Consider the following 24618-nt stretch of genomic DNA (forward strand, 5'->3'; position numbering starts at 1 on the left):
AGAAAAAACTAACTTTAGTTTAAAAATAACATATTATAAAAATATGCCGGACAATAATACGGTTTCCAAAGCGACTTTCGATTTTTTGAAGGAACTGGAAAAGAACAATAATAAGGAATGGTTCGAGGCAAACAAGGCCACTTTCAAATCGCACGAGACAGCAGCGAAGTCCTTTTTTGAGATGATTAGTGACAAGTTGAGCCATCATGATGAGATCGAAAAAATGAAAATGTTCCGCATTTACCGCGACGTGCGCTTCTCCAAGGACAAAACGCCGTACAAGACTCATTTGGCCGCTTCCTTTTCCAGATTGGGGGCCCAACTGCGAGGCGGGTATTACATCCACCTAAAGCCTGGTGGGTCTTTTTTGGCCACTGGATTTTGGGACCCGAACAAGGAAGACCTGTTCAGGATACGAAAAGAGTTGGAAATGGATGCCGAAGAATTCAGAAAGACCATCAACCAAAAATCGTTGAAATCCGTCTGGGGAGAGATACAGGGAGATGCCTTAAAGACCATGCCCAAAGGCTTTGACAAGGAACACCCCGACATCGACCTCATCAAGCTCAAGCAGTTCATCTTTGTCCGTAATTTTACGGACAAGGAAGTGTTGTCGGGTTCTTTTTTGGAGGAAGTGGACAAATCATACCGTGCCATACGGCCTTATTTTGACCTGATGAGCAACATCCTCACCACCGACCTTAATGGAGAATCAGTGCTGTAAGAGGACTTCGTGGTCCAAAAGTTGCACTTGGTCCTTCAACCGCTCGATCACCATGTTCATCATCCGCTTGTTCAGTGCCGAGGAATTGGAGATATAGTCCCGGTACTCCTCAACAGTGAACTGGCCAATGACCATTCCTTTGAGCGAGTTCCTGAACTTGATGTCCTTTTGGATGGCCCGTTCAATGTACTGGAGCTTTTTTTCGAGGGGAAGGTCATAAAAAACACCTTTGTGCTTGCCCACATAATTTTTGAAAGCCTCGATCAGCAAATCGTTCTGAATCTTGATCACAGGCCGTAAAGTTTGGTTCTGAAAGCGTTCATCAAAACCCATTTCGCTGTTAAAATGTGATGGTTTAACGTCCGGACGAATGTCCAAAAGACTCTTGGATCGTGAATCCATGGCTGAAGTTTTAATAAAGTTACATATTCAAAAAGGCTATACTTTTTTAATGGACAATAATTGTCAACGATGTTATGAACAGTTTCATTTTCATTACCAGACGAATCGTATGTCCCAATTTGAGTATCTTTAACCTCAACCAAAACAATTAAAAATCAATACCCATGCGTATACATTTTCTTGGCCCAGTCATTTCCATTTTTTTGATCGTGGCCTGCAAGAATGACAAACAGAAACAGGAATCTGAAACTTGGCATACCAAGAAAGTGGCTCTGGAAAACGAAACGCACAACCAACTGCTCGACATCGAAAAGGAGCAGGGGTGGGAGCTGCTTTTTGATGGCAAGACGCTGAATGGATGGCACCTGTACAATGCGCCTGGTGCTGATTTGGCCTGGGAGGTCAAGAATGGGGAACTCTACTGCAACGCCAAGGATGAAAGCAAGCAGCAGGGGGACTTGGTCACGGACAAGGCCTATGAAAACTATGAACTGATCTTGGAATGGAAAATCTCCAGCCGGGGCAACAGTGGCATCTTTATCAATGTACAGGAAAAACCGGAACTCGGCGCAGCTTGGCAGAGTGGACCCGAATATCAGATTCTAGATCCTGACCACATGGACCATGATGTTGCTGTCAAAAAATCAGGGTGTCTCTATGCTTTTTCGCCACAGGAAAATGAGGCCGACACCAAATCTGGGCAATGGAACCAAACACGTATCAAGCAAGTGGATGGGAAAGTGGAGTTCTACCTGAACGGGACACTCACGGCGGTCCAAGACTTTACCACACCGGAATGGCAAGAAAAAGTGGCCGCTACCCATTTTAAGAACCATCCAGAGTTTGGGAAATATACGCAAGGAAAGATAGCCCTTCAGGATTGGTATTTTGAAGTCTGGTTCCGGAATATAAAGATCAGGGAATTATAATGAACTAGGGCTTAGGTACGCCCATTATACAATTGAAATGTATTTTTTGTCACGAACAATACACAACCAAATCCAAAAATTGTGTCTATCTAAAAAGTCTCCATGAAAATTCGAGGTCTCATTTTGCTTATTATACTGAAAACATTCACTTGCTGCCAAAATGATGACGCTTGTACGGACAGAATTCTGAACACGGCTAGCCTTGAATCGGAATACGGGTGTGCAAACACCAAATACCAAATGGAGATTGACTTGGTCGATGAATTTACCATCATCCGTAGCCAGTCGAGTTTTGAGGCATTGGTCACGGGCAGTTGTCAACCTCAAATTGACTTTTCAACCTACGATCTTGTAATCGGCAAAAGATCTCTCTCCAACGGAAATACTTCCATAGATTACAAGTTGGTTGAAGATTGTGAAACCGGGGATCAGGTGCTTATGGTCACTTTTCATCAAAATGATACTACCGAAGCCCCTAATTTGACTTATCACGCACTCATTCCTAAACTTGGGGATGAACAAGGTCTGAGCATTGCCATAACCATTGTTTAAAAATCTTTCTCCAAAGTCATTTTTGAAACATTGGATAGCTTTTTGTTCTGAATCGGACCCGTACTCTGGATATCAATCGCTCTGGTGTTCTTAATTCAGTATATTTACAAAAGTTGACTAATTTAAAGGGCTGTAGAATACCTGATATTGAACATGAAGAAAATTAGTGTCCTTCACTTGTTTATACTGTTCGCAAGTTGTGCGACCAACCCCAAGAAGTTGGTTGAACAGAATAAGTCCCTGGAAAATCAATTGAACGCCGCCACATATACTCTGACATTACCAGAAAATTGGCATCCCTATCTGGACCTTCATAATGAACTTAGCTACAAACCTGTTAAGTATCAAGAAAAGTATCCAGAAGTGGAAATCTATATCCGTAGCACCCCTGCCGATATCCCTTTGAATAAACTGGTGGATGAAAGGATTCAAATATTTGCATCCCTAAGCGACTATTCCAAGAAAATATCTCAGATCCAATCCAAGTTTGGAGAAACTTATATCGTTGACGAAAAGTTCAAACTGAACATGAGAAATTATGTGAACAGAACCACCTACTTTGAATATAAAGGGGAGTATTACCATTACAATTATAGTTCAATCCCGCGATTGTTCAACAAATATATCGATGACTATGCTTCAATATTTGAAAGTTTGGAGTTCAAAGAATAGTCCTAGTTTTGTAGCACAAAAAGAATACTTTCAACATTATGAAATTCGGAAAGGTAGAACATCCAGAGCTTATCGACTTCACCATCCCGGAAGACCATCCCGACACGGCGGCCGTTCTTTCAAAATATAAGGAGGATGGCGATACCCAGGTCTATGTGGGCTGCGCGAAATGGAACCGACAGGACCTGAAGAATTTTTATCCTTGGGGCACCAAGGACGAGTTGGCCTACTATTCCTCCCAGTTCAATTGTATTGAACTCAACGCTACTTTCTACCGTATTTTTCCTCCGGACACCTACGAAAAGTGGTATGAAAAAACTCCGGAAGACTTTAAGTTCTTCCCCAAAATGACCAATGAGGTGAGCCATCTTCGTCGCCTCAATGAGCAAGTATATCCCGTGGTAGACCGCTATTTGGAAGTGACCGCATTGTTGAAGGAAAAACTGGGCACCATTTTTTTGCAGATGCACAACAATTTTGGTCCCAAAAACTGGGACAGGGTAGTGCGGTTTGTGGAATATTGGCCCAAAGAGTTTCCCTTGGCCATGGAATTTCGGCATACGGGATGGTTCAATGACGAAAAAGTGGCACAGGAACTTTACCATTTATTGGAAGAGAACAATATTGCCAATGTGCTTGTGGATACGGCAGGAAGGAGGGACCTCATGCACATGCGCCTTACCAACAATGAGGCCTTTATTCGCTACGTGGGGGCAAACCATCAATCCGATTACCCGCGGTTGGATGACTGGATTGAACGGTTGGCCACATGGAAATCCCAAGGGTTGAAAAACATTCACTTCTTCGTGCACCAGAACATGGAACTCGAATCCCCTTTGCTCTCGGCCTATCTCATCAAGCGGTTGAATCCGGCGCTGGGGTGTGACTTGCACATCCCCAAAAATACCTTGGACACCTTGGGCGATCTGTTCGGTTGACCTCTGAATCATCAATTTTGAGATCTGGAGCTTTCAATTTTATCGACTCCGTACTCTCTGATATTGAAATATTTCAAATTGGCAATTACGGAAAATTCACTCCCTCGCCAAAGAAAACCTTTGCTATATTGCGCTACCTTTGTTCCAAATTTTAAAAGTTTCAACCATGCGGTTTCATACAAGGAAATGGGTAAAACCAGAAGATTTGAACGCCAATGGAACTCTTTTTGGCGGCAGGGTACTGGCCTGGGTGGATGAGGAAGCTGCCCTCTACAGTATCATTCAGTTGGAGAACAAGAAAGTGGTCACCAAATATATGTCCGAAATCAATTTTATGAGTACCGCCGTGGAAGGCGACATCATAGAAATTGGTATCGATGTGATCAAGTTCGGGACGACCTCCATATCCCTGAACTGTGAAGTCAGGAACAAAATGACGCACGAAAGCATTGTTACCGTGGACAACATCATCATGGTCAACCTTGATGAAAAGGGAAATCCCAAGCCCCACGGCAAGACCAAAATTGAGTACGTAAAGGATCGGTTGGCCAAAAAGGAAAAGGAGGAAAACTCCTGATCCTTACTTGAGGGTCTTGGCCACGGCCTGGACTTCGTCCAGCACGCGCAATAGGTTTTCGCCCCACAATTTGGCAATGTCCTCTTCGGAGTAGCCACGTTTCACCAATTCCAAGGTCACGTTGAAGGTCTCGGAAGCATCCGACCAACCTTCAATACCACCGCCTCCGTCAAAATCGGAGCTGATGCCGACATGGTCTATCCCTATCAACTTCACCATGTGGTCGATATGGTCCACAAAGTCTGAAACATTCACGGCAGGCGGTACGTTCGGGTCTTTTTGGGCCAATTCCTCGCCAATCTCACGCACTTTGCCATAATTTTCAAAGAATTCCTGACGTTGTTCAGGAGTCAACGAAGCAAACTGCGAACGTTCGTACCATGCTATCCCTAGGGAATCGGCCACTTTTTGGTACACCCCTTTCATATATTCGGCACGCGCCTCATGCTTTTCTGTATTCAAATAGGAGCTAAAAGCGACTGTTTGAACCACACCACCGTTCTCCTTCAGCATCAAAAGCTGCTCGTCGTCCAGGTTACGGCTATGTCCGCACAACGCGCGTGCGGAGGAGTGGGAGGCAATGATGGGAGCCTTGGAAAGCTCCACCATCTGTACCATGGCCTCTTTGGAAGGGTGCGAAATATCGATCATGATCCCCAATCGGTTCATTTCGGCAACTGCTTGCTTGCCCAGTTCACTGAGTCCATTGTGCAACCAAATGCTGTCCTGCTCTCCCGTATTGGAATCGCTGAACTGGCTATGGCCATTGTGCGCCAATGAAATATAGCGTGCGCCCCGTTTATGGTATTCTTCAAATTTGGACATATCCTCTCCGATCGGATAGGCGTTTTCCACACCGATCATGGCCACTTTTTTTCCTGCGGCAACAATCCGTCTCACATCTGCCGAGTTCAGCGCCAACTCTATCTGGTCAGGGGCGATTTCCTCGCACAGCCTATGGATGGCATCAAACTTGGAGATTGCATTCTCGGATGCCCTGGCATAACCTTCGGCGTTCAGGGAATCCTGTCCGGTGTAAACGATCAACCAGACCACATCCAATCCGCCCTCTTCCATTTTGGGAAGGTTCACCTGGGTATCCAGTCGCTGGGTATAGTTGATGCTGTCCGTGAAATTGTTGATGTTGATATCATCATGCGTGTCAATGGTGATGACGGAATCATGGATCCGTTGTGCTTTTTCTTCCAAGGTTTCAACTTTTTTGGTTTGTTTTTCCCCACAGGAAATGAATAGGATCAGGCTACAGAAAAGATAAAAGTGTTTCATGGTTGGTTTTTTACACCTACAAATAACGCAATTTGACAACAAAATCCGAACCCTACGGAACAATAAATTGCTCTCCCTTGGTTTTATCTGGATTTTTAGTATGAATATTAACTTTTTACCCGTACAACTTTGGGAACACGAGAACTGCTTTCATACTTGGAAAAACTGGAAATAGGATTGAGCTCTTTTTCTTATGAGGAACTGGGCACGGTCGAGGCCGGCGAACTAAAGAAATCCTTTGAAATGTTCAAACATGGACTGGAAGACAAAGTCTTTGGCGTGAGCGAGATCAAACAGCTCGAAGAAATATGTCAAAGAGCGGGCATCCAAGGACTGGGCGCCCCTTCTTCGGACCAACAAAGAATGTCCTCCAAGCAACTAACTTTTATAAAATTGGTCAATGCCTTGGAAAACACCCCACTGAACAATGCGCAACGGGAACTGGTAAAGGCACTGAGGACATTGGCCCACGGCCAAGACAATAAAAAAAATATAGGAAACTCTATGCCAGCATATTTTCAGACCATAGAAAGAAACCTCGATCCCGCGGCAGATCATAGCATAAGCCTGAAATCTGTTTTGCAGGAATGTATGGGCCAAATGGACCTTATGGAAGAATTGGTCCGGATGTTCCGGCAAAATGTACTGGAATTCATTGGCGGTGCGAACGTTCACATCAAAAATGAAGATCACGAATCCTTGGACCTGGCCTGCCAGAAAGTGGTGCCCAACCTTCGGATGATGAAGACCTTCGGGCTGTTGGAAACCGTACAGCAAATGGCCATCCTTTGTCGAACGGACAAGGACATGAAACACCTTTCGTTCCTGTACAACCAGTTTTTGGCGGAGTTCCCGAATGTGGACGAACAAGTGGATTTCGAAATGCAGGTACTCAGAACCATTTAAAGAAATAATCGCCATGACCGAAAACGGACTTCCAACCTATTTGCAAAGCGTTTTTCACCCTTTGTTCCAGCACGCCAAGGACCTGGAGTGCCGATTGATGCTCATGGACGAAATGCTGGAAGTGGGGGACAAAAAGGAAATCCCGTTCCTCACCGAACTGGAGACCCACCAAGATCCCAGAATCAGCAACAAGGCCTTTGAAATCAAATGTGCCCTTTTGTCAAAGTTGGGAATGATCACGGAGAGCGAGCGCAGAAGATTGCCCATGAACCTTTGTTTCATCTATGACGAATTCAGCATTAGGCCGAGCAAGGTAGATCCCGATCTTGACTTTGAAGTGGCACTGGATATTTTGGAAACAAAATGAAAACGAAATTTCACAACCATTGTCCCGCATTTCGCCACAATTTGTTGTCACACCATAATCTTTGAACTAGATTCACGTTATAACCAAAACCCCCATAAACCAACGACAGCGATGTTATACGACACCTACGGAGAAGAATACTTGGCATTCCTTCAAGAACTCAACGAGATACTGAGCATCAATGAACTTGCCGAACTTGATTATTTATAATTGACTTAACCCCAACTGTTGATCTATGAAAAATTACAACCAAGAAAACACCGCCTACATTAACTTTATTAGGGATTTGAACGAAATGCTCATTGATTCTGATATCAATCAACTGAGCCACCCATAAGTGTTTATGGATATCATGGAAAAGGGGATGCAAAACTGCATCCCCTTTTCTATTTTTAGGGTCACCCCAAATACGATTTTAATATTTTGCTCTTGGAGGTATGCCTCAGTTTCCGGATGGCCTTTTCACGTATCTGCCTCACACGCTCCCGGGTCAGGTCAAAAGTGGTCCCGATCTCCTCTAGGGTCATGGAGGGCTGATTCCCGATGCCATAATACAACCGCACCACATCAGCTTCACGGGGCGATAGGGTGTCCAATGCCCTGTTGATCTCCGTGTTCAGGGACTGGTGCATCAGTCCCTTGTCCGGTTTTGGGGAATCCCCGGCCCTGATCACATCATACAGGTTGGACGTTTCCCCTTCCTTGAGCGGGGCATCCATGGACACATGTCTGCCTGTGTTTTTCAAGGATTGTTTCACCTCGGTAACGGTCATGTCCAGTTCCTTGGCGATTTCCTCTGCGGATGGTGGCCGCTCATGGGCCTGCTCCAGATAGGAAAATGTTTTTTTGATCTTATTGATGGAGCCGATTTTGTTCAAGGGAAGCCGGACTACCCTTGATTGCTCCGCAAGGGCCTGAAGAATGGACTGTCTGATCCACCAAACCGCATACGAAATGAACTTGAAGCCCCTGGTCTCATCAAACCGTTTGGCCGCTTTCACCAAGCCCACATTACCCTCATTGATCAGATCGGGCAGCTTGAGCCCTTGGTTCTGGTACTGCTTTGCCACGGATACCACAAAACGGAGATTTGCATTGGTCAGCTTTTCCAGGGCCAATTGGTCTCCGGCCCTGATCTTTTGCGCAAGTTCCACCTCTTCCTGTGCAGTTATCAAATCGATCTTACTGATATCCTGCAAGTATTTGTCAAGTGATTTGGATTCACGGTTGGTGACCTGTTTGATGATTTTTAGCTGCCTCATTCGCGTATATGGTTTCTTAGTGTTATAAGCTTACAGTATACATTTTTATGCCCTATTTTCCAAACCGTAAATGTTATTGTTATCAAAATGTTATACCCAAAATCAATGATTCGGTAAAATCACTTTTCCAAACGCATTGTTGATAGTATCTTGAAAGAAAAGCTAGGTCACCTCTTCCCTGTAGCCCAAAAAACCCCTAATTTTGTAGGGTTTTTTAATTTGGAGCCCATCCACAACCTATTTTCCCTTGGAGGTAAAAAAAGAAGTCAACAAGAAAACCTTATACGATTACCAGCAAGAAGACCTGCGAAAGATCTTCAAGCACTTGGATGAACTCCCGGAGGGAACCAACATTCTGTACCAATTGCCCACGGGCGGTGGCAAAACGGTGGTATTTTCCGAAATTACCCGAAGGTTCATCCAGAATACCGGAAAAAAGGTAATGGTGCTTACCCACCGGATTGAGCTGAGCAAACAGACCTCCCAAATGCTCCACGGCTTTGGTGTAGCGAACAAGATCATCAACAGCGAGGTAAAGGAACTTCAGGACCAAGCGGACTATATGTGTTTTGTGGCCATGGTGGAGACGCTCAACAACCGGCTACAGGAAGAAAAGGTGAAAATTGACAATATAGGCCTTGTCATCATCGATGAAGCACATTACAATTCCTTCCGAAAGCTGTTCAAATACTTCGAGGGATCTACCATCCTCGGGGTGACCGCAACACCTTTGAGTTCCAACATCAAGCTCCCCATGAAGGACCATTACAAACACTTGATCATTGGGGAATCCATAAAATCATTGATCGAAAAGAACTTTTTGGCCAAGGCCAAGCTGTACAACTACGATGTGAGTCTCAAAACCCTCAAACTGGGCATTCACGGGGACTATACCGTTAAATCTTCCGATGAGTTCTATGGCAACCACAGTATGCTGGGCAAACTGCTGTCCGCCTATGAGGAAATCGCAAAGGGAACCAAGACGTTGATCTTCAACAATGGGATCAACACTTCGCTGTATGTGTATGAAACCTTCAAAAAGGCCGGATACAACATCCGTCACTTGGACAACAAGAACACCGCAAATGAAAGGCGGGAGATCTTGGACTGGTTTGCGGAGACCCCAGATGCCATCCTGACCTCTGTGAGCATACTCACCACAGGTTTTGACGAGCCCACGGTGCAGTCCATCATCCTGAACCGGGCCACAAGATCGCTCACCCTATATTTTCAGATGATCGGGCGGGGATCTAGGATACTGCCCAACAAGGATGAGTTCAATGTGGTGGACATGGGGAACAACATTGCCCGCTTCGGGCCCTGGGACTCACCTGTGGACTGGCAGGAAATTTTCCATTTCCCTGATTTCTACTTGGAGAACATCAAGAACGATGAGGACATTGAGCGTGATTTTGTCTATGAAATGCCCGATGAGCTTCGGGCCAAGTTCAGCAAATCCGACAACATCACCTTTGACATCAAGGAAGAATACAAAAAAGTGTTTGCCGAAGGGAAAAAATCCAAATTGGTCCTGGAGCGGAGCATAGAGCAGCATGCCCAGATCTGTGTGGAGAACAGCGAGGATGTGTTCGATGCCCGTCTGTTGGCCAAAGAGCTCAAGGATGAGATTGCCTATCGGGTGAAACAGTATTCCTATTGCATCATGAACAACACCAAAAACTACAAAGAGTGGCTGGAGGAAGACTATGAGCGGAAACTGCGTTCCAGTATCTCCCAGAAATTTGCCGCACGCATGTAGTTGGTTATTGGGTTACTGAGTTACTTAGCTATTGGTATTTCAGGTTTCTACCTTTTGTCCATTCTCTTTATTCTGGTTTCAGGTTTGGTTATTTGGAATTTGAAGCTTGGTGTTTGAGAAAATTTGTGCAATTCGTGTCGATGCGTAGATTTGGCACTTGTAGTGAAAGTCCTTTTGTATGGCAAAAAAACTTCTCGTCATCGGCCATGTCTGGCCAGAACCGAAGACCACAGCTGCCGGTAGCCGCATGCTGCAATTGTTGGAGACCTTCATCAGTTTTGGTTATGAAATCACTTTTGTATCCACTGCGGCAAAAACCGGATTCAGTCTGGATTTGACCAGTTTGGGCATAACTGAGGCAACCATTACCCTTAACCATTCCAGTTTTGATGACTTTTTGGTCAAACTGAAGCCGGATATGGTGATTTTTGACCGCTTTATGGTGGAAGAGCAGTTTGGTTGGCGGGTCGCTGAATTTGCTCCAAAGGCTTTACGCATATTGAACACTGAGGATCTTCACTCCCTTCGAAAGGCTAGGGAAGAGGCCGTGAAAAAAGAACGGGAGTTTACTTTGGACCAATGGAAAAACCATCCGATGACCCTTCGGGAGGCAAGTAGCATTTATCGGAGCGACATCAACCTGTTGATTTCCCCTTATGAAATGGATCTGTTGGAACAGGAATTGAACATACCCAAAGCCCTACTGTTCCATCTGCCATTTATGGTGGACCCCATTTCCCCGGAAACTGTCCAACAATGGCCAAGTTTTGAAGAGCGTAGCGATTTTGTCTGTATCGGCAATGGAAAACATGCGCCGAATATGGATTCCATCAAACTGTTGAAAAACACCATTTGGCCACTCATCCGAAAGGAACTGCCCAGGGCCAATCTCTACATTTATGGGGCTTACCTCCCACAAATGGTCAAGGACATGCACCATTCCAAAACCGGATTTCATGTGAAAGGCTGGGCCGAGAATGTCGGGGAGGTGCTACAAAAGCACCGATCGCTATTGGCTCCCTTACGGTTTGGGGCGGGCATCAAGGGCAAGTTGTTGGACGCGATGATCCATGGCATTCCAAGCGTCACAACCTCCATCGGGTCGGAAGGCATGCACGTTGGGCTACCTTGGAACGGAACCGTTACGGATGATTGGGATGCTTTTGCTCAATCTGCCATACAACTTTATCAACACGAAGAAAATTGGACTGCTGCCCAAGGCAACGGAATTGTTCTGATCAATAGCTTATATCAAAAAGAAATTCTCCAAAATCAACTTATCATACATTTAAACGAGGCGACTGAACACTTAACCGATCACAGAAACCGTAATTTCATAGGGCGACTACTGCACCATGAAACCTTGACCAGTACAAAGTACTTGGCCAAATGGATAGAGGAGAAGCATAGAAAATAAAGAGCATACATCACCGATGCATTTCTTTTATTGTTTAATAAACTTTACATTTATTTTGGTATCTGCTGGCTCAAACAATGTAAGGTCCCAAATCCCCAGATCAAATCTATGGCACTGATACCTATGACCTCCCGATCAGGAAAAACACTCGCCAAGGTGTTCAAGGCCTCGCGATCACGGGAATCATTGAAGGTGGGCATCAGCACGGCCTTGTTGAGCATCAAGAAATTGGCATAACTGGCCGGAAGCGTTATCCCTTCAAAATCGATTCGTTTGGGCATGGGAAGCGTCACCAATTTGGGTCTTTTCCCATTTTCCAAAACAGCTTTCTCCAATCGTTTCAGGTTGTCCTGAAGTGGTGCATAGTTGGCATCCGAGGTGTCCGATTCCACAACGGTGACAATTGTATTTTCATTGACAAACCGCGCCAAATCGTCGATATGCCCATGGGTATCGTCCCCTTTGATGCCATCGCCCAACCAAATCGTGTTGGTAACGCCGAGATATTCTTTGAATATGGTTTCGTAGTCCTCTTTGGTGAACCCTGGGTTCCGGACTTGGATCTTGGGATCCAACAAACATTCTTCGGATGTGATCAGGGTTCCTTTTCCATTCACATCAATGGCCCCGCCTTCAAGTACCACAGGCTTCCCTTTGTAAGTCACCTGTTCCAAAGGAACGTTCAAAAAGTCGGAGACCTTCTGCGGAACGTGTCTATCGAGTTTGTAATTGGAATATTTGGCCCAACCGTTGAAGTTGAAGTTCAAGGCCTTTCGCTGCGTTCCATTCTTTACAATGATGGGGCCGGAGTCCCTCATCCAACTGCGGTTGGTCTTGTGGACAATAAAAGATACCCTATCGGTGTCCACGTGTGCCAACTTGAGCATTTCATGGACCTTTTCCTTGAGTTTTTCAGAGGCGACTACGAGGAAAACCTCTTCAAAAGTGGCCACTTTTTTGATGAATTCCACAAAGGCCCATTGAATGGCTCCATACTTACCGGGCCAGTCGTTTCCATTGTGCGGAAAGCACAGTAAAATGCCGTGTTGTTTTTCCCATTCAGCGGGAAACCGCCAAGATGTTGCCGCCATCAGTCAATAGCTCTTTTGGTGATGGCCCCGTACATATCGATGCGTCTATCGCGAAGGAAAGGCCAGTTTTGGCGAACGTTTTCTTGTAGGTCCAAATCGATTTCTGCCAACAATATTTCTTCTTGATCGGCAGAGGCCTGTGCCAAGATCTCGCCTTGAGGTCCGCAAATGAAGGAAGATCCCCAAAACTCAATGCCATTCGTATCGGGAAGGTATTTTTCCAATCCGATCCGGTTGGCTGCGGCCACATAGACCCCGTTGGCCACGGCATGTCCTTTCATCACGTTCATCCAGGCACCTTGCTGTTTTTCCCCAAATTCCTCTTTTTCCTTCGGATGCCAGCCTATTGCCGTAGGGTAGAAGAGTACCTCCGCACCTTGGAGGGCGGTCAAACGGGCCGCTTCTGGGTACCATTGATCCCAACAGATCAGCGTGCCCACTTTCCCTTTTTGGGTGGGTATGGTCTTGAAACCCAGATCCCCTGGGGTAAAATAGAATTTCTCATAAAAATGAGGGTCGTCGGGAATGTGCATTTTTCGGTACAACCCTGCCTCGGAACCGTCAGAATCAATGATGTAGGCACTGTTATGGTACACCCCGGACATGCGCTTTTCAAAAAAGGGCACTATGATGACCACGCCCAACTCCTTGGCCAGGGCACTGAAAGCTTTGAAAGAAGTGCCGTACAAAGGTTCAGCCAGTGAAAAATTGTCGGTGTCTTCACTTTGGCAGAAATAATGGCTGCTATAGAGTTCGGGGAGTGATATGACCTCGGCACCCTTGGCCGCTGCCTTTTTTACCCACTCCATGCATTTTTTCAGATTGTTCTCGGGGGTATTGTTCAGATTCAGTTGTATGACCGAAATGGTATAGGTATTCTTTGCCATGCTCAATTTTTCGAATGTTCTTAAAAAACCAATGTAAAGATAGTTTTATTGATTTCAAAGAAGAGCCCTTTTTTATTGAAATTGACCTTGTTTTCATATCAATCAATGTAACGTCCTCCCATAAAAAACTCCATCTAAATAGATGGAGTTCCCTCATTTTCTTTTTCTGATTTTATCTTTCTTAGAACATAAATCCAAGTCCAGCGGAAAATACGGAGTTATGGATGTCCACATCCTCAATCATTTCGGAGAAACCGTAGGAATATCGCCCTTGGATAAAAAATCCGGAAGGAAATTTATATTCCACACCTGCAGCTCCCTGAAAGTCGAAGCTATTGATGGAATCCGAATCAAAATCACCGGAATCCTCACCCGGGTTGAAATCCACTTCCTCGTTTACCTTAAAACCAAATTGTGGTCCTGCATGAATGTTCAATCCATCCGCGATGTAGAACTTCAAAAGCACCGGTACTTGGATGTAATCTACCTGGAATTGTGCATCCGGGGTATCGGGTTCGTCAGTGATATCAAAACCTTGTGCCGAATAAAAGACTTCTGGCTGCAGGGAAACATGATCGGACAAAGGAGCCTCGGCCAATAGACCCAAGTAGAAAGAGGTCCTCGAATCCGGGCTATCGAAATCATCCCCCGCCACAGTGGCAAAATTGGCACCACCACGTACACCTAATTGTACATTGTTCGTATTCTGGGCAAAGCAGGTCACTCCTGTGAGAAAAGCCACTATAATCAATACATTCTTTTTCATTTTGTAAAATTTAAGGGTTTCTAAACGGTGACTAAATTAGCGTTTGATATCTGCATGGTTTAATGCGAATCATCTAGATATTGACTCAAAAGAACAGTGCCCATGGTCCAAAACCGGGCCATACATCCAAATGACTGACCTTGCGAAGGGTTTGGGCATTCATTTTCGATAGGAGGGGAATAGATGGAAAATCTATTTTGGTAAAAATCTGTGAACATATAAAAGGGCCGTCAAAGACGGCCCTTATTGTTTATTGCTGGTGTGTAGATTAGAAGTATTACACCTCCCATCCTTCGCGGTAGGTACGGGTAACGAACTGGTTGGCGTCCTCAAAATTGGTGACCTTCATGTTCTCACCATCCCATAGCAGCTTTTTACGGCCATAGAATTCAAAGTTGCCCTCGGCATTCGGTCTGCGCAACATATAACTGCGGATGGCCAAGTTGCCCATGAGAACGGTTTCGGTCATAGGTCCTGCATAATCAAAGGAGGAAGTCAGATCCAAGTGCTCCTGACTGCCAAACCCGGCTTTACAGGCATCCACCCATTTGCGTTGGTGGCCATATTCGGGCTCTGGCATATCCTCTACCTCAGGACCGAACTCTGTGGTGCCATTGTTCAGGTAGAGTTTGGGCGTCAAAGGCGAACTGTCATTGATGTTGGTGGAAATGACTCCATTTTCCCCATGGATAAGTACACCGTTGTAACTACCCGGTCCACCAATGTCGCTGTCCGCAGGAATGATCTCTGGATGGGAGGGACGTATGCCCCCATCGCTCCAAGTCATGATCAATGGTGCGCCTGTTTTTTCGGTCGCTTCGTAGTTCAGGGTGATGAACGATGTGGCCGGACAACCTTCAGGATGGTAATCGGGGTTCCACATTTGGGAGAAAACCGTTCCCACACTACATTCTGCAGCGGTAGGGTAGCCCAGTTTCAAGGTTCGGTACGGAATGTCCACCAAATGGCATCCCACATCGCCCAAAGCCCCGGTTCCATAGTCCCACCAGCCTCGCCAGTTGAACGGATGCAGGTTGGGGATATAGGGTGTCTCGGGGGCAGGGCCCAACCAAAGGTCCCAGAACAGGTCTTCAGGTTTGCTTTCGGGATTGGGTTCGGGCATGGCGTAGCCTTGCGGCCACACAGGACGGTTGGTCCAAATTTCCACTTTGGTGATCCGGCCCAATGCACCGGAATCCACCCATTTCTGTACCAGGCCCAAGAGCGGGTTAGAACCCCCTTGGTTGCCCATTTGGGTCACTACTTTTTTGTCCCTCGCCATCTGGGTCAACACCCGTGCTTCGCGGATGTTGTGGGTGAGGGGTTTTTGGACATACACGTGCTTTCCACGCTGCATGGCATAGGCCGCTGCAGGTCCATGCACATGGTCCGGGGTACTGATGGTCACCGCATCGATGTCCTTTTCCTTATCGAGCATTTCGCGATAGTCGTTGTAGAGCTTGGCCTTGGGGAAAAGCTCCACCGATCGTTTGGCCGATCCGGAAAAATCCACATCGCAAAGGGCCACTACGCGTTCGCGCCCGTTCACGGACGCATTGGCGATATCACTGGCCCCTTTACCGCCCGCACCGATTGCAGCTAGGTTCAAACGGTCGCTGGGGGCCAAAAAGCCCGGCCCGCCCAACACGTGGCGGGGTACGATGAAGATACTGGAAGCCATTGCAGTGTTCTTCACAAAGTTTCTTCTACTTGAGGATGATTTTTTCTTCATTTTTTGTTTACGTTGTTTTGGTCATGAATTGCCAAACAAGATAGGAAAAAAATGGACGGGAAGGTTTATTGGTTGGGCCGGGATAACAAAATGATAAAGAAAAGTGGGGTTTCGTTATCGGTTTTGTGTATGGCTCGTTGCGTGAAAATCCGCGAGGATTTTCCGCCGTAAACCGAAGATAGCAAATTTGCAATGAATTCCGATTAGGAATTCAGCCGCAATGAGCTATACACGGTGTTGTAACACGTTTTTTTTATTTATAAAGTACATAATTCCGCTAACAATAATCAAAGTCAGAATTATGTCTATAATCAGATTGTTTAAATTCCATCCGTAATTTGGATTTGGGCAGTCAATCATAAATTCCTCGTAATATTTAAATGGAAATCCAATTTCTAAAGATTTATATCCGACTGTTTTATTAACAGGCGAAGTCAAATGACTTATTACAGTTAAAAATGACGTTGACAAAAAAGTCAAAATTGATAAAATCAGCGTTATGATTAGTTTCTTTCCCATTTTAATTTACCCGAACATTGCCCAAAGCATTGACATTAATGAGTCAAATGTGCTTTGTTCTTTTTCTGGTTCACAATATTTTTTAGATAAGTATTTCAACGATTTTTTATTCCAATTACTATCAAATATTAAATTCAGTTCAGATTTGTGATTTTGTATTTCTGATTCCGAAAGTTCTTTCCGTTTTATTTTGTATTCAGTTTCTATTAATTCCGTTATTTTCTCAAATTCTCCATTTTGAAATAATTCCTTTTCTTTTTGAGTTCCAACATTTTCTAAAGAAGATTTTTTTCCTTCGTAGGTGTTGTAAATTCCCAAATGTTTTTTAGTTAATTTCAATTTTTCTTGGTTTGGTCAAATGTGTTACAACGTTAGAGATATGATTCGTTTTTAAATGAATTATATCATCCGATAACGAAGTTCACCGAAAAAATTATAAAAAACAATACGGTAAGTTGTTGATTTATGAGTAGTTGTCAACATTCTAAAAAAGGGATTCCGCATCAAGTGCGGAATAAAAGTGCCTACTTCTTCGCTTCCACCAACTCCAACTGCTCCACACCCACATTGGTGGTGAACATCCCGTAGTTCACCACGGCCTTGCCCTTTTCCAGACTGTCGATGCTGCCCACGGCCTTGCCGTCCATCAAACGTACGCGGTCGCCCACCTTAAAGACAGGTCTGGGCTTGTTCTTTTCGGCCTGGACCTCTTTTTTCTTTTTCTCCTTTTTCTCCACCCGCACTTTTTGGATCTTTTGCTCCAGCTCTTGGGCCACCTGTTGCTGTTGTTCCTGCTTTTCCTTCGCTTTTTTGGCCGTGGTCTTTTTCCGCTTGCTGTTCTCGGTCTCCACGATCCGCAGCAGTTCTGAGATCAAGGGACGTTTTTTGTTGTCGATGAAATAGCGCTCCGCAATGGTGTTCACCTTGTTGCCCAATTGGATCATCCGCTGGTTGTGGTCATATAGTTCCTGATAGCTCTCCAGCTTGGATTTGATCTTGGTGTTGAGCTGTTCCAGGCGTTCGGATTCTTCACGGGCCTTGGTTTCCTCTTCTTTGAGCTTGGAGCCGGTCTCCACCATTTTGCTCCGTTCCTTTTGCAACTTGGCAATGGTGGCATCAAACCGGACCTTGCCGCGTTCTATTTTTTTCTTGGCCTTGTTGATGAGGGAGTAGGGGATGCCGTTCTTCTGCGCTACCTCAAATGTAAAGGAGCTTCCCGCTTCGCCTAGCACCAGTTGGAAGGTGGGTTCCAGGGTCTTGGCGTTGAAGAGCATATTCGCATTGGTGGCATGGGGCAGTTCGTTGGCCAACGCCTTCAGGTTGGCGTAGTGGGTGGTGATCACGCCATAGGCCCCACGCTCATAGAACACTTCCAAAAAGGCTTCCGCCAAGGCACCGCCCAGTTCGGGATCACTTCCGGTGCCAAATTCATCGATCAAGAACAGGGTTTCCTCATTGCACTTTTTCAGGAACTGGTTCATGTTCTTTAACCGATAACTGTATGTACTCAGATGATTTTCAATGGATTGATTATCCCCAATATCGGTCAAGACCTTTTCGAACAGACAGACAGAGCTGCGTTCGTGCACGGGAATGAGCATACCGCTCTGGAGCATGACCTGCAGTAGGCCAATGGTCTTCAGGGTGATACTTTTCCCTCCGGCATTGGGGCCAGAAATCACGATAATGCGGTTCTCCTTGTGCAGTTTGATGGTCTGCGGCCACGTTTTTTGCTGTTTTCGCTTGTTGGATAGGTAGAGCAGGGGATGGTAGGCATCCCTTAGGAACAGTTCCCGCTCCCCGTTGATCTCGGGCAAAACGGCATTCATTTCCGAGGCGTATTTGGCCTTGGCCGCCGTAATGTCCGTGTCCACCAAATAGGCCTGGTAGGTTTTTAACAGTTCCAGATAAGGTCTGACCTGGCCTGTCAACTGGTTCAATATTCGTTGGATTTCCTCTTTCTCTTCAAATTCCAGATTGTTCAGCTCGCGGGCATAGGTCAGGGTGGCTTCGGGAACAATATAGACGATGCTGCCTGTTTTTGAGGCACCCATCACACTGCCTTTCACTTTCTTGCGGTGCATGGCCTTCACGGCCAATACCCTTCGGTTTTCCATTACGGATTCCCGGATTTCATCCAGATAGTCCAAGGATTGGCAACGTGCCAATGCAGCACCAAAACTCTGGTTGATCTTGCCCCTGACCTCATTGATCTGGCTACGGATCTGTCTCAAATCGGCAGATGCTGAATCCTTGATTTCCCCAAACTTATCGATAACAGCATCAATGGCTTCCGAAATCTCCGAATTGGGTTCCAGTCCTTCCGATTTTTGGAAGAGCAATGGATAGTATTCCTTGAATTTTTTCAGAAATTTTTGATGGATGGCCACTGTTTTGCAGATGTTCCCGATTTTTCGGAAACCTGTAATCTCCAAAGTGCTGTTGTCTATCTTCAACAGCCCAAGTTCCGGATTGATTTGATCAAAACCATGGTTGGGGATGCGGTTATCGTTGGAAAAAGAGGCCAGATATTCGGAAGTTTGCCCCAAAACGTCCATCAATTCCTCCTTGTCATCGATGGGGACAATGTGCAGGGCATGTTCCTTGCCGAGTTCTGTGTTGCAGCGGGCCGATATTTGGTTCAGGACCGTTGGAAATTCGAGGTCTTGTAGTGTTTTGGGGTGAATGTTGCGCATCTTTTTCCGTTAGCAGGACAAATATAGGATTTTGCAGTTTTTGTTCGGGCCGTAAAAAGTAAAACCATGGCAATGCGTACATTTGACCATATGTCCAATCCTTATCCTAAAAGATAGGCAATGAGAAATGATCATACCTTAATTTATGTGATTGCGGGAGTCATCCTGATTCATTTTATTATTGGGATTGGGTATTTGATCTATAAATTGACCAAAAAGAAATAGCATATGGATGTTGCCATCGAGCCCAGTTGGAAGGCCCATTTACATCAAGAGTTTGAAAAGCCCTATTTTCAACAATTGACCCAATTTGTGAAGCAGGAATATCAACACTATACCTGTTACCCAAAGGGTAAGGATATTTTTGCCGCTTTTGACCATTGTCCGTTCCAAGAGACGAAGGTGGTCATCATTGGCCAAGACCCCTATCATGGTCCCGGCCAGGCGAACGGCCTCTGCTTTTCTGTAAAGGATGGTATTCCCCATCCACCTTCCTTGGTCAATATCTTTAAGGAAATCAAGACGGACGTGGAAAAACCCTATCCGAAGAGCGGCAACCTGGAGCGCTGGGCCGACCAAGGGGTGCTCTTGCTGAACGCCACCTTGACGGTACGGGCGCACCAGGCGGGAAGCCACCAGAACAAAGGTTGGGAAACGTTCACGGATGCAGTTATCCGAACGGTATCGGAACAATTGGAAGGGGTTGTTTTTTTGCTTTGGGGTGGGTTTGCCAAAAAGAAATCAGCTTTGGTCGATCAACGGAAACACCATATCCTGACTTCTGGACATCCCTCGCCCTTGAGTGCCAACCGCGGACTCTGGTTTGGGAACCAACACTTTAGCAAAACCAACGGATTACTGGCCCAAATGGGCAAGACGGGTATTGAGTGGTAGGTTTATCTCCAAAGAAAACGCGAAGACTCTTTGATCTCTTCAATCAAATTGAGTTGAAAGAGACGTGATTGGATGTCTTCCAACGTTTTTGGGGCCATCTGTTCCTGCCCCCAGGTGGTTTTTCCGAGCCACTCCTGAATATCTTGCAATTGTTGCCCATATCGATTGGAAAGGGTCCTGTCGATACTTGGAATCTCCCTGAATTCCAACGTATAGGTGTTGATGATGTCCAGAATGTGACCCAAAATCCCTCTATTGTCTTTCAGGAACGAATCGGTGGCCGCGATCACAAAACAGGGCCAAGGAGTAGGGCAGTCGCCCAATCTTTTAAAGGTCCCATTGTCCACCAAAGGTTTTGTGGTGAAATGTTCCCACATGAAATAGGCATTCGAGCCTTCGGTCAGGTTTTTTACGGCACCATCCAGATTGTCCACGATTTCAAATTGGAGCTTTTCTGTGTCCCAACCCTGGTTTTGGGCATTCACATAGGCCATCAAATGGCTCCCGCTTCCCATTCGGCTTATGGCTACTTTGTCGCGCTGCAATGAAGCTATGGATGTTCTTTCACTGTCCGCCGCCACATGGATGCCCCAGAGCAGGGGCGATGAGACAAATTCTTGGACAATCTTGCTGGGATTCCCTTGGGATATGCTCTTGATGATGCCCTCTGTTAGAATGATGGCCATATCGGCCTCTCCGGTTTCCAGCAACTGGCACATTTTTCCTGTGCCTTCGGGGACATCTGTCCAATCGAGCGATATGCCCCTGTCCTCAAATGCCCCATCTTCCATGGCCAAATGCCAAGGCAGGTTAAAATGTTCCGGTACCCCGATGATGTTCACGTTTTTCATCTCTTCGTTTTGATTAGGCAAAAATAAGGGTTCCGCACGGTATTTTATACCGATGGGTCATTCACAAGCCGTTCCAGGGCGAATTTGATCAAGGAATCGATGGTCTTGCCGCCATCCGTTGAGAATTCCCCGGTGGCCCGATTGGCCAAAATGGCGTTCAACGAAACGGCTTTGTGCTCCATCAATTTGGCAAGTCCATAAATGCCCGCTGTTTCCATTTCCAGATTGGTGATGTGCTGGCCTTCAAAGGAAAAAGAAGCCAATTTGTCCTGAAAATCCATCACTTTTGGAGCTAAGCGGAGTACTCTTCCCTGAGGGCCATAAAACCCTGAATTGGTGACTGTTATTCCTAAATGGACATTGGGGGAAATGAACACTTTTTTCAAATGCTCATCGGAGTCCACTGCATAGGGTACAATGTGGTGTCCGTCCCAATCCAAATGCTTGATGAGCGCCCTTTCCATAGCTTTGTTTCTGGGGTCGGAATTTCCATAGAAATGCAGGAGTCCATCAAGGCCAATGGCCGAAGTGCTTACTAGGAACGAATCAATGGGAATTTCAGGGCGGATGGTGCCCGATGTACCAATCCGTATGATACCAAGTCGTTTTTTTTCGCTCTTGACCTGTCTTGAAGGAAAATCGATATTGGCAAGCGCATCCAATTCGTTCAGCACAATGTCGATATTGTCCGTGCCGATGCCCGTGGAGATCACTGTGAGGCGTTTTCCCGACAAATATCCGGTATGGGTCAGAAACTCACGCTTACCCTTTCGTATTTCGATGCTGTCGAAATATTTGGATACTTCGTGAACGCGTTCTGGGTCACCGACCGTAATAATGGTTTCCGCAATATCCTCGGGCAAAAGATTGAGATGGTAGATGCTGCCATCAGGGTTCAGAATAAGCTCTGAGCTTCCTAATGAAGACATCCACTTAAAGTTTTAAGATGCGGTTGGTGTCAGTATTGTACAGGAAGTTATACTTTAAAGAACCACCTAAATACAATTGATTATCACGTATTTGTGAATAATAATTTGATTTGTTCTCCAGTACTTCCTTCCCTTTTTTGGTCAATTTGACAGGATTGAAGGAATTGAAGAGCGGTTTTAAGGAGGTTATGATGCGTTCGTATTGCGTGTCGCCAAAACCATAATACCCTTGGTCGGACAACAACTGTCCCATGAGGGCGTTCCTTGATTCAGGTTTCTTGGCCACCGCGGTTTTCAACACATGGTTTTCCAGTTCGTTAAGGCCATTTTTTATGGTTGGGAATCGCTTGAGGTGGGTTTTCAGGGCGTCGTTCAGATACTCAAATTGGAAATCGTTGTTGGCCAACTGATTTTCCATGCGTATGGGGTTGTCACTGCAATAGAGTTGCCAGATGTAATCCGCATATTCAATATCATCTTGGGAAAGCAGGGTACGGCTTTCATACAACTGCAGCAACCTTTCATCACTCAGCTCATTGAGTCCGTACAGCTTGCCACTTTCATCTTCCTTGCCACTGCACACCAGTGAAATCTCGGCGTGTCGCCTGTGCTCCTTCAGCCAGCTGAGTACAGCCAGCATATTGATTTGGCAAAAAAGGTCGTATTCAAACCACAAAACGATATGGTCCTGCTGTTTATGGTTACAAAGAGACCGGTATTCCTTGAGTGTCTTTTCTACGAACCAAGACTTGGTGACCTTGTAGTTTTTGTTGAGGAATTCAAAGCGGGTCTTCCAGAAAGATTCGCTTCCCACAGCGCAAAGGGTCTTGCCTTCACATAGCATTTCCCGCCATGTGATGATGTCGCCCTTTAGTTGCAAGGACTGCAATCTGGACGTGAAACTGTCCCCGTTGGTAATGTGCAACAGTGATTTCATTTTCAGCTTTAGTTTTTGTTGGTTAGGAAGAATAAAATTAAAACTTATACCAAGAACACAAAAATTTTTTCACAAAACATTGGTTTTCAGTATCTAATTTTAACACGTAAAAGCCTCGTACTTTCATTTTAGGGAAATTTCCATCATCCCCCGACCCGTTTCACTGAAAAACCATTCTCTTTCAGAAAGGCCATGATCTTATCCCTGTAATCGCCTTGGATAATGATGGTGTCGTTCTTGAAACTGCCGCCAACGCCCAAAAATGTTTTCAGGTCCTTGGCCAGTTTTTTGAAGTCGCTTTCGGCCCCATTGTAGCCTTCCAGAATGGTAATGGGCTTACCCTTACGCTTTTCATATTTGCAGATAATGGGGTCATCCTGCAACCAATAGGATGGGGCATCACTGTTTTTTTTGGGCTCCTCTTCGGGCTCGTGGTCCGGAAAGAGATTTTTGAGCTGGTCGTGTAGATCCACAGTGCTTATTTTTTTACCAATCCGAGTTCGATGAGCCTTTCGTGCAAAAATTCACCTGCGGTAATGTCCTCGTAGGCTTTGGGGTGGTCTTCATCAATACAGTTCTCCAAGCAGTTCAATGGCATTTCGCTGATAGGGTGCATAAAGAACGGAATGGAATATCTGGATGTGCCCCACAATTCCCTTGGAGGGTTTACCACCTGATGGATGGTGGATTTCAATTTGTTGTTGGAGAGACGGGAGAGCATGTCCCCCACATTGATCATCAATTGGTCGGGTCTGGCAATCGCATCCACCCATTCGCCCTGATGGTTCTGCACCTGCAGTCCCTTTCCGTGCGCACCCATGAGCAGTGTGATCAGGTTGATGTCACCATGCGCCGCCGCCCTGACCGCATTTTTGGGCTCCGTAGTGATGGGAGGATAGTGGATGGGCCTCAGAATGGAGTTTCCGTTCTTGATATAGTCATCAAAATAGGTTTCCTCCAGGCCAAGGTGCAGGGCCAGTGCCCGCAACACATATTTGGCCGTTTTTTCCAGCATTTGATAGGTTTCCTTACCTACCGCGTTGAATTTGGGGAGTTCCTTCACCATCACATTGGCCGGATATTCGGCTTCCAGTTTCGGGTTGTCCTCCACATATTGTCCAAAATGCCAAAATTCTTTCAGGTCACCCTCCTTTTTACCTTTGGCGTGCTCCTTTCCAAAGGAAGTGTACCCCCTTTGACCGCCAATACCCTCAATTTCATATTGGTCCTTGACCTCTTGGGGCAGTTGGAAGAATTTTTTGATCTCGGAATAGAGGTCGTCCACCAATTCATCGGATAAAAAATGTCCGCTTAGGGCCACAAAGCCGATGCCTTCAAAAGCGGCACCTATTTCCTTGACAAACTTTTCCTTTCGGGCCGGGTCCCCAGAGATGAAATCCTCTAGGTTCACACTTGGAATCGCACTCATATCTAAATGGTTTGTAATAAGGTCAAAAGTAAGGAATATTGCCGAAGCTTTTTGAAATTTACGGAAAGATGGGGGCGTTTTACTACTTTTAGGCC

Annotated in this window: 25 protein-coding genes; 11 read left to right on the plus strand and 14 right to left on the minus strand. The window is 45.7% G+C overall.

The features are described from left to right. The first annotated feature begins 43 nt into the window (after nucleotides 1-43). Nucleotides 44-724: a DUF2461 domain-containing protein gene (locus FOT42_RS01805; RefSeq protein ID WP_151888856.1), complete on the plus strand. Its 681-nt coding sequence runs from the start codon at nucleotides 44-46 to the stop codon at nucleotides 722-724. Here the strand turns inward: FOT42_RS01805 and FOT42_RS01810 are convergent. Continuing rightward, nucleotides 713-1126, minus strand: coding sequence for a glyoxalase (locus tag FOT42_RS01810; RefSeq protein ID WP_151888857.1), 414 nt, complete (start codon nucleotides 1124-1126; stop codon nucleotides 713-715). The two genes, FOT42_RS01805 and FOT42_RS01810, sit on opposite strands and share 12 nt — an antisense overlap. 164 nt (nucleotides 1127-1290) lie before the next feature. Here FOT42_RS01810 and FOT42_RS01815 point away from each other — a divergent pair, with 164 nt between their 5' ends. The 5 genes from FOT42_RS01815 to FOT42_RS01835 all read left to right on the plus strand — a co-directional run bounded on the left by FOT42_RS01815 (nucleotide 1291) and on the right by FOT42_RS01835 (nucleotide 4794). Beyond that, entirely contained in the window at nucleotides 1291-2055 is a 765-nt protein-coding gene (locus tag FOT42_RS01815; RefSeq protein ID WP_151888858.1) for a 3-keto-disaccharide hydrolase, read from the plus strand. Nucleotides 2056-2157: 102 nt separating this feature from the next. After that, nucleotides 2158-2607 (plus strand): hypothetical protein, encoded by a 450-nt coding sequence (locus tag FOT42_RS01820; protein WP_151888859.1) that lies wholly within the window; start codon nucleotides 2158-2160, stop codon nucleotides 2605-2607. Between the two features lie 219 nt (nucleotides 2608-2826). Further along, nucleotides 2827-3279: a hypothetical protein gene (locus FOT42_RS01825; RefSeq protein ID WP_226789769.1), complete on the plus strand. Its 453-nt coding sequence runs from the start codon at nucleotides 2827-2829 to the stop codon at nucleotides 3277-3279. Nucleotides 3280-3317: 38 nt separating this feature from the next. After that, nucleotides 3318-4217 carry a DUF72 domain-containing protein gene (locus tag FOT42_RS01830; RefSeq protein WP_151888861.1) on the plus strand — a complete coding sequence of 300 codons (900 nt, stop codon included), beginning with the start codon at nucleotides 3318-3320 and terminating at the stop codon, nucleotides 4215-4217. Nucleotides 4218-4383: 166 nt separating this feature from the next. Then, complete coding sequence (locus tag FOT42_RS01835) at nucleotides 4384-4794, plus strand: acyl-CoA thioesterase (protein WP_151888862.1); 411 nt, start codon at nucleotides 4384-4386, stop codon at nucleotides 4792-4794. 3 nt (nucleotides 4795-4797) lie between these two features. Here FOT42_RS01835 and FOT42_RS01840 read toward each other — a convergent pair whose 3' ends face one another. Beyond that, entirely contained in the window at nucleotides 4798-6081 is a 1284-nt protein-coding gene (locus FOT42_RS01840; protein ID WP_151888863.1) for a dipeptidase, read from the minus strand. Nucleotides 6082-6210: 129 nt separating this feature from the next. Here FOT42_RS01840 and FOT42_RS01845 point away from each other — a divergent pair, with 129 nt between their 5' ends. Continuing rightward, on the plus strand, nucleotides 6211-6987 hold the full coding sequence (locus FOT42_RS01845) for a hypothetical protein (protein ID WP_151888864.1): 777 nt from the start codon (nucleotides 6211-6213) through the stop codon (nucleotides 6985-6987). Between the two features lie 13 nt (nucleotides 6988-7000). Further along, the gene (locus FOT42_RS01850) at nucleotides 7001-7354 is read left to right on the plus strand and encodes a hypothetical protein (protein WP_151888865.1); all 354 of its coding nucleotides are present in this window, start codon (nucleotides 7001-7003) and stop codon (nucleotides 7352-7354) included. Between the two features lie 398 nt (nucleotides 7355-7752). On the opposite strand, the gene FOT42_RS01855 is transcribed toward FOT42_RS01850, so the two are convergent. After that, nucleotides 7753-8616 (minus strand): sigma-70 family RNA polymerase sigma factor, encoded by an 864-nt coding sequence (locus tag FOT42_RS01855; protein WP_151888866.1) that lies wholly within the window; start codon nucleotides 8614-8616, stop codon nucleotides 7753-7755. A 247-nt stretch (nucleotides 8617-8863) separates the two neighbouring features. On the opposite strand from FOT42_RS01855, the gene FOT42_RS01860 reads away from it, so the two are divergent. Both FOT42_RS01860 and FOT42_RS01865 read left to right on the plus strand, forming a co-directional pair. Continuing rightward, on the plus strand, nucleotides 8864-10375 hold the full coding sequence (locus tag FOT42_RS01860) for a DEAD/DEAH box helicase (RefSeq protein ID WP_151888867.1): 1512 nt from the start codon (nucleotides 8864-8866) through the stop codon (nucleotides 10373-10375). Between the two features lie 178 nt (nucleotides 10376-10553). Further along, nucleotides 10554-11792 (plus strand): glycosyltransferase, encoded by a 1239-nt coding sequence (locus FOT42_RS01865; RefSeq protein ID WP_151888868.1) that lies wholly within the window; start codon nucleotides 10554-10556, stop codon nucleotides 11790-11792. 50 nt (nucleotides 11793-11842) lie between these two features. On the opposite strand, the gene FOT42_RS01870 is transcribed toward FOT42_RS01865, so the two are convergent. From FOT42_RS01870 to FOT42_RS01895, 6 genes are all read right to left on the minus strand, one after another. Further along, nucleotides 11843-12883, minus strand: a complete 1041-nt coding sequence (locus FOT42_RS01870; protein WP_151888869.1) for an agmatine deiminase family protein — start codon at nucleotides 12881-12883, stop codon at nucleotides 11843-11845. Beyond that, a complete protein-coding gene (locus FOT42_RS01875) occupies nucleotides 12883-13770 on the minus strand; it encodes a carbon-nitrogen hydrolase (RefSeq protein WP_151888870.1) in 888 nt (295 codons plus the stop codon). Before FOT42_RS01875 ends, FOT42_RS01870 begins: the two co-directional genes overlap by 1 nt. A gap of 181 nt (nucleotides 13771-13951) precedes the next feature. Continuing rightward, on the minus strand, nucleotides 13952-14536 hold the full coding sequence (locus FOT42_RS01880; protein ID WP_151888871.1) for a porin family protein: 585 nt from the start codon (nucleotides 14534-14536) through the stop codon (nucleotides 13952-13954). 277 nt (nucleotides 14537-14813) lie between these two features. Beyond that, complete coding sequence (locus FOT42_RS01885) at nucleotides 14814-16268, minus strand: Gfo/Idh/MocA family protein (RefSeq protein ID WP_151888872.1); 1455 nt, start codon at nucleotides 16266-16268, stop codon at nucleotides 14814-14816. Nucleotides 16269-16793: 525 nt separating this feature from the next. Continuing rightward, a complete protein-coding gene (locus FOT42_RS01890; protein WP_151888873.1) occupies nucleotides 16794-17126 on the minus strand; it encodes a hypothetical protein in 333 nt (110 codons plus the stop codon). Between the two features lie 185 nt (nucleotides 17127-17311). Beyond that, nucleotides 17312-19483 (minus strand): endonuclease MutS2, encoded by a 2172-nt coding sequence (locus tag FOT42_RS01895; protein WP_151888874.1) that lies wholly within the window; start codon nucleotides 19481-19483, stop codon nucleotides 17312-17314. Nucleotides 19484-19711: 228 nt separating this feature from the next. On the opposite strand from FOT42_RS01895, the gene FOT42_RS01900 reads away from it, so the two are divergent. Beyond that, nucleotides 19712-20377 (plus strand): uracil-DNA glycosylase, encoded by a 666-nt coding sequence (locus FOT42_RS01900; RefSeq protein ID WP_151888875.1) that lies wholly within the window; start codon nucleotides 19712-19714, stop codon nucleotides 20375-20377. A gap of 2 nt (nucleotides 20378-20379) precedes the next feature. Here the strand turns inward: FOT42_RS01900 and FOT42_RS01905 are convergent, their stop codons facing one another. The 5 genes from FOT42_RS01905 to FOT42_RS01925 form a co-directional block, all read right to left on the minus strand. Then, nucleotides 20380-21228: a substrate-binding domain-containing protein gene (locus FOT42_RS01905; protein WP_151888876.1), complete on the minus strand. Its 849-nt coding sequence runs from the start codon at nucleotides 21226-21228 to the stop codon at nucleotides 20380-20382. 44 nt (nucleotides 21229-21272) lie between these two features. Continuing rightward, nucleotides 21273-22157, minus strand: coding sequence for a nucleoside phosphorylase (locus FOT42_RS01910; RefSeq protein ID WP_151888877.1), 885 nt, complete (start codon nucleotides 22155-22157; stop codon nucleotides 21273-21275). A 4-nt stretch (nucleotides 22158-22161) separates the two neighbouring features. Further along, nucleotides 22162-23094, minus strand: coding sequence for a DUF1835 domain-containing protein (locus tag FOT42_RS01915; protein WP_151888878.1), 933 nt, complete (start codon nucleotides 23092-23094; stop codon nucleotides 22162-22164). Nucleotides 23095-23237: 143 nt separating this feature from the next. Further along, nucleotides 23238-23567, minus strand: a complete 330-nt coding sequence (locus FOT42_RS01920) for a translation initiation factor (protein ID WP_151888879.1) — start codon at nucleotides 23565-23567, stop codon at nucleotides 23238-23240. Between the two features lie 5 nt (nucleotides 23568-23572). Continuing rightward, nucleotides 23573-24523: an isopenicillin N synthase family dioxygenase gene (locus FOT42_RS01925; protein WP_151888880.1), complete on the minus strand. Its 951-nt coding sequence runs from the start codon at nucleotides 24521-24523 to the stop codon at nucleotides 23573-23575. Nucleotides 24524-24618: the final 95 nt, after the last annotated feature.

The organism is Flagellimonas hadalis, assembly GCF_007785775.2.
Lineage (GTDB): Bacteria > Bacteroidota > Bacteroidia > Flavobacteriales > Flavobacteriaceae > Flagellimonas > Flagellimonas hadalis.

Coding starts and splice junctions, on each gene's coding strand:
- FOT42_RS01805 (WP_151888856.1), top strand. CDS start 44: ATGCCGGACAATAATACGGTTTCCAAAGCGACTTTCGATTTTTTGAAG.
- FOT42_RS01810 (WP_151888857.1), bottom strand. CDS start 1,126: ATGGATTCACGATCCAAGAGTCTTTTGGACATTCGTCCGGACGTTAAA.
- FOT42_RS01815 (WP_151888858.1), top strand. CDS start 1,291: ATGCGTATACATTTTCTTGGCCCAGTCATTTCCATTTTTTTGATCGTG.
- FOT42_RS01820 (WP_151888859.1), top strand. CDS start 2,158: ATGAAAATTCGAGGTCTCATTTTGCTTATTATACTGAAAACATTCACT.
- FOT42_RS01830 (WP_151888861.1), top strand. CDS start 3,318: ATGAAATTCGGAAAGGTAGAACATCCAGAGCTTATCGACTTCACCATC.
- FOT42_RS01835 (WP_151888862.1), top strand. CDS start 4,384: ATGCGGTTTCATACAAGGAAATGGGTAAAACCAGAAGATTTGAACGCC.
- FOT42_RS01840 (WP_151888863.1), bottom strand. CDS start 6,081: ATGAAACACTTTTATCTTTTCTGTAGCCTGATCCTATTCATTTCCTGT.
- FOT42_RS01850 (WP_151888865.1), top strand. CDS start 7,001: ATGACCGAAAACGGACTTCCAACCTATTTGCAAAGCGTTTTTCACCCT.
- FOT42_RS01855 (WP_151888866.1), bottom strand. CDS start 8,616: ATGAGGCAGCTAAAAATCATCAAACAGGTCACCAACCGTGAATCCAAA.
- FOT42_RS01865 (WP_151888868.1), top strand. CDS start 10,554: ATGGCAAAAAAACTTCTCGTCATCGGCCATGTCTGGCCAGAACCGAAG.
- FOT42_RS01870 (WP_151888869.1), bottom strand. CDS start 12,883: ATGGCGGCAACATCTTGGCGGTTTCCCGCTGAATGGGAAAAACAACAC.
- FOT42_RS01875 (WP_151888870.1), bottom strand. CDS start 13,770: ATGGCAAAGAATACCTATACCATTTCGGTCATACAACTGAATCTGAAC.
- FOT42_RS01880 (WP_151888871.1), bottom strand. CDS start 14,536: ATGAAAAAGAATGTATTGATTATAGTGGCTTTTCTCACAGGAGTGACC.
- FOT42_RS01885 (WP_151888872.1), bottom strand. CDS start 16,268: ATGAAGAAAAAATCATCCTCAAGTAGAAGAAACTTTGTGAAGAACACT.
- FOT42_RS01895 (WP_151888874.1), bottom strand. CDS start 19,483: ATGCGCAACATTCACCCCAAAACACTACAAGACCTCGAATTTCCAACG.
- FOT42_RS01900 (WP_151888875.1), top strand. CDS start 19,712: ATGGATGTTGCCATCGAGCCCAGTTGGAAGGCCCATTTACATCAAGAG.
- FOT42_RS01905 (WP_151888876.1), bottom strand. CDS start 21,228: ATGAAAAACGTGAACATCATCGGGGTACCGGAACATTTTAACCTGCCT.
- FOT42_RS01910 (WP_151888877.1), bottom strand. CDS start 22,157: ATGTCTTCATTAGGAAGCTCAGAGCTTATTCTGAACCCTGATGGCAGC.
- FOT42_RS01915 (WP_151888878.1), bottom strand. CDS start 23,094: ATGAAATCACTGTTGCACATTACCAACGGGGACAGTTTCACGTCCAGA.
- FOT42_RS01925 (WP_151888880.1), bottom strand. CDS start 24,523: ATGAGTGCGATTCCAAGTGTGAACCTAGAGGATTTCATCTCTGGGGAC.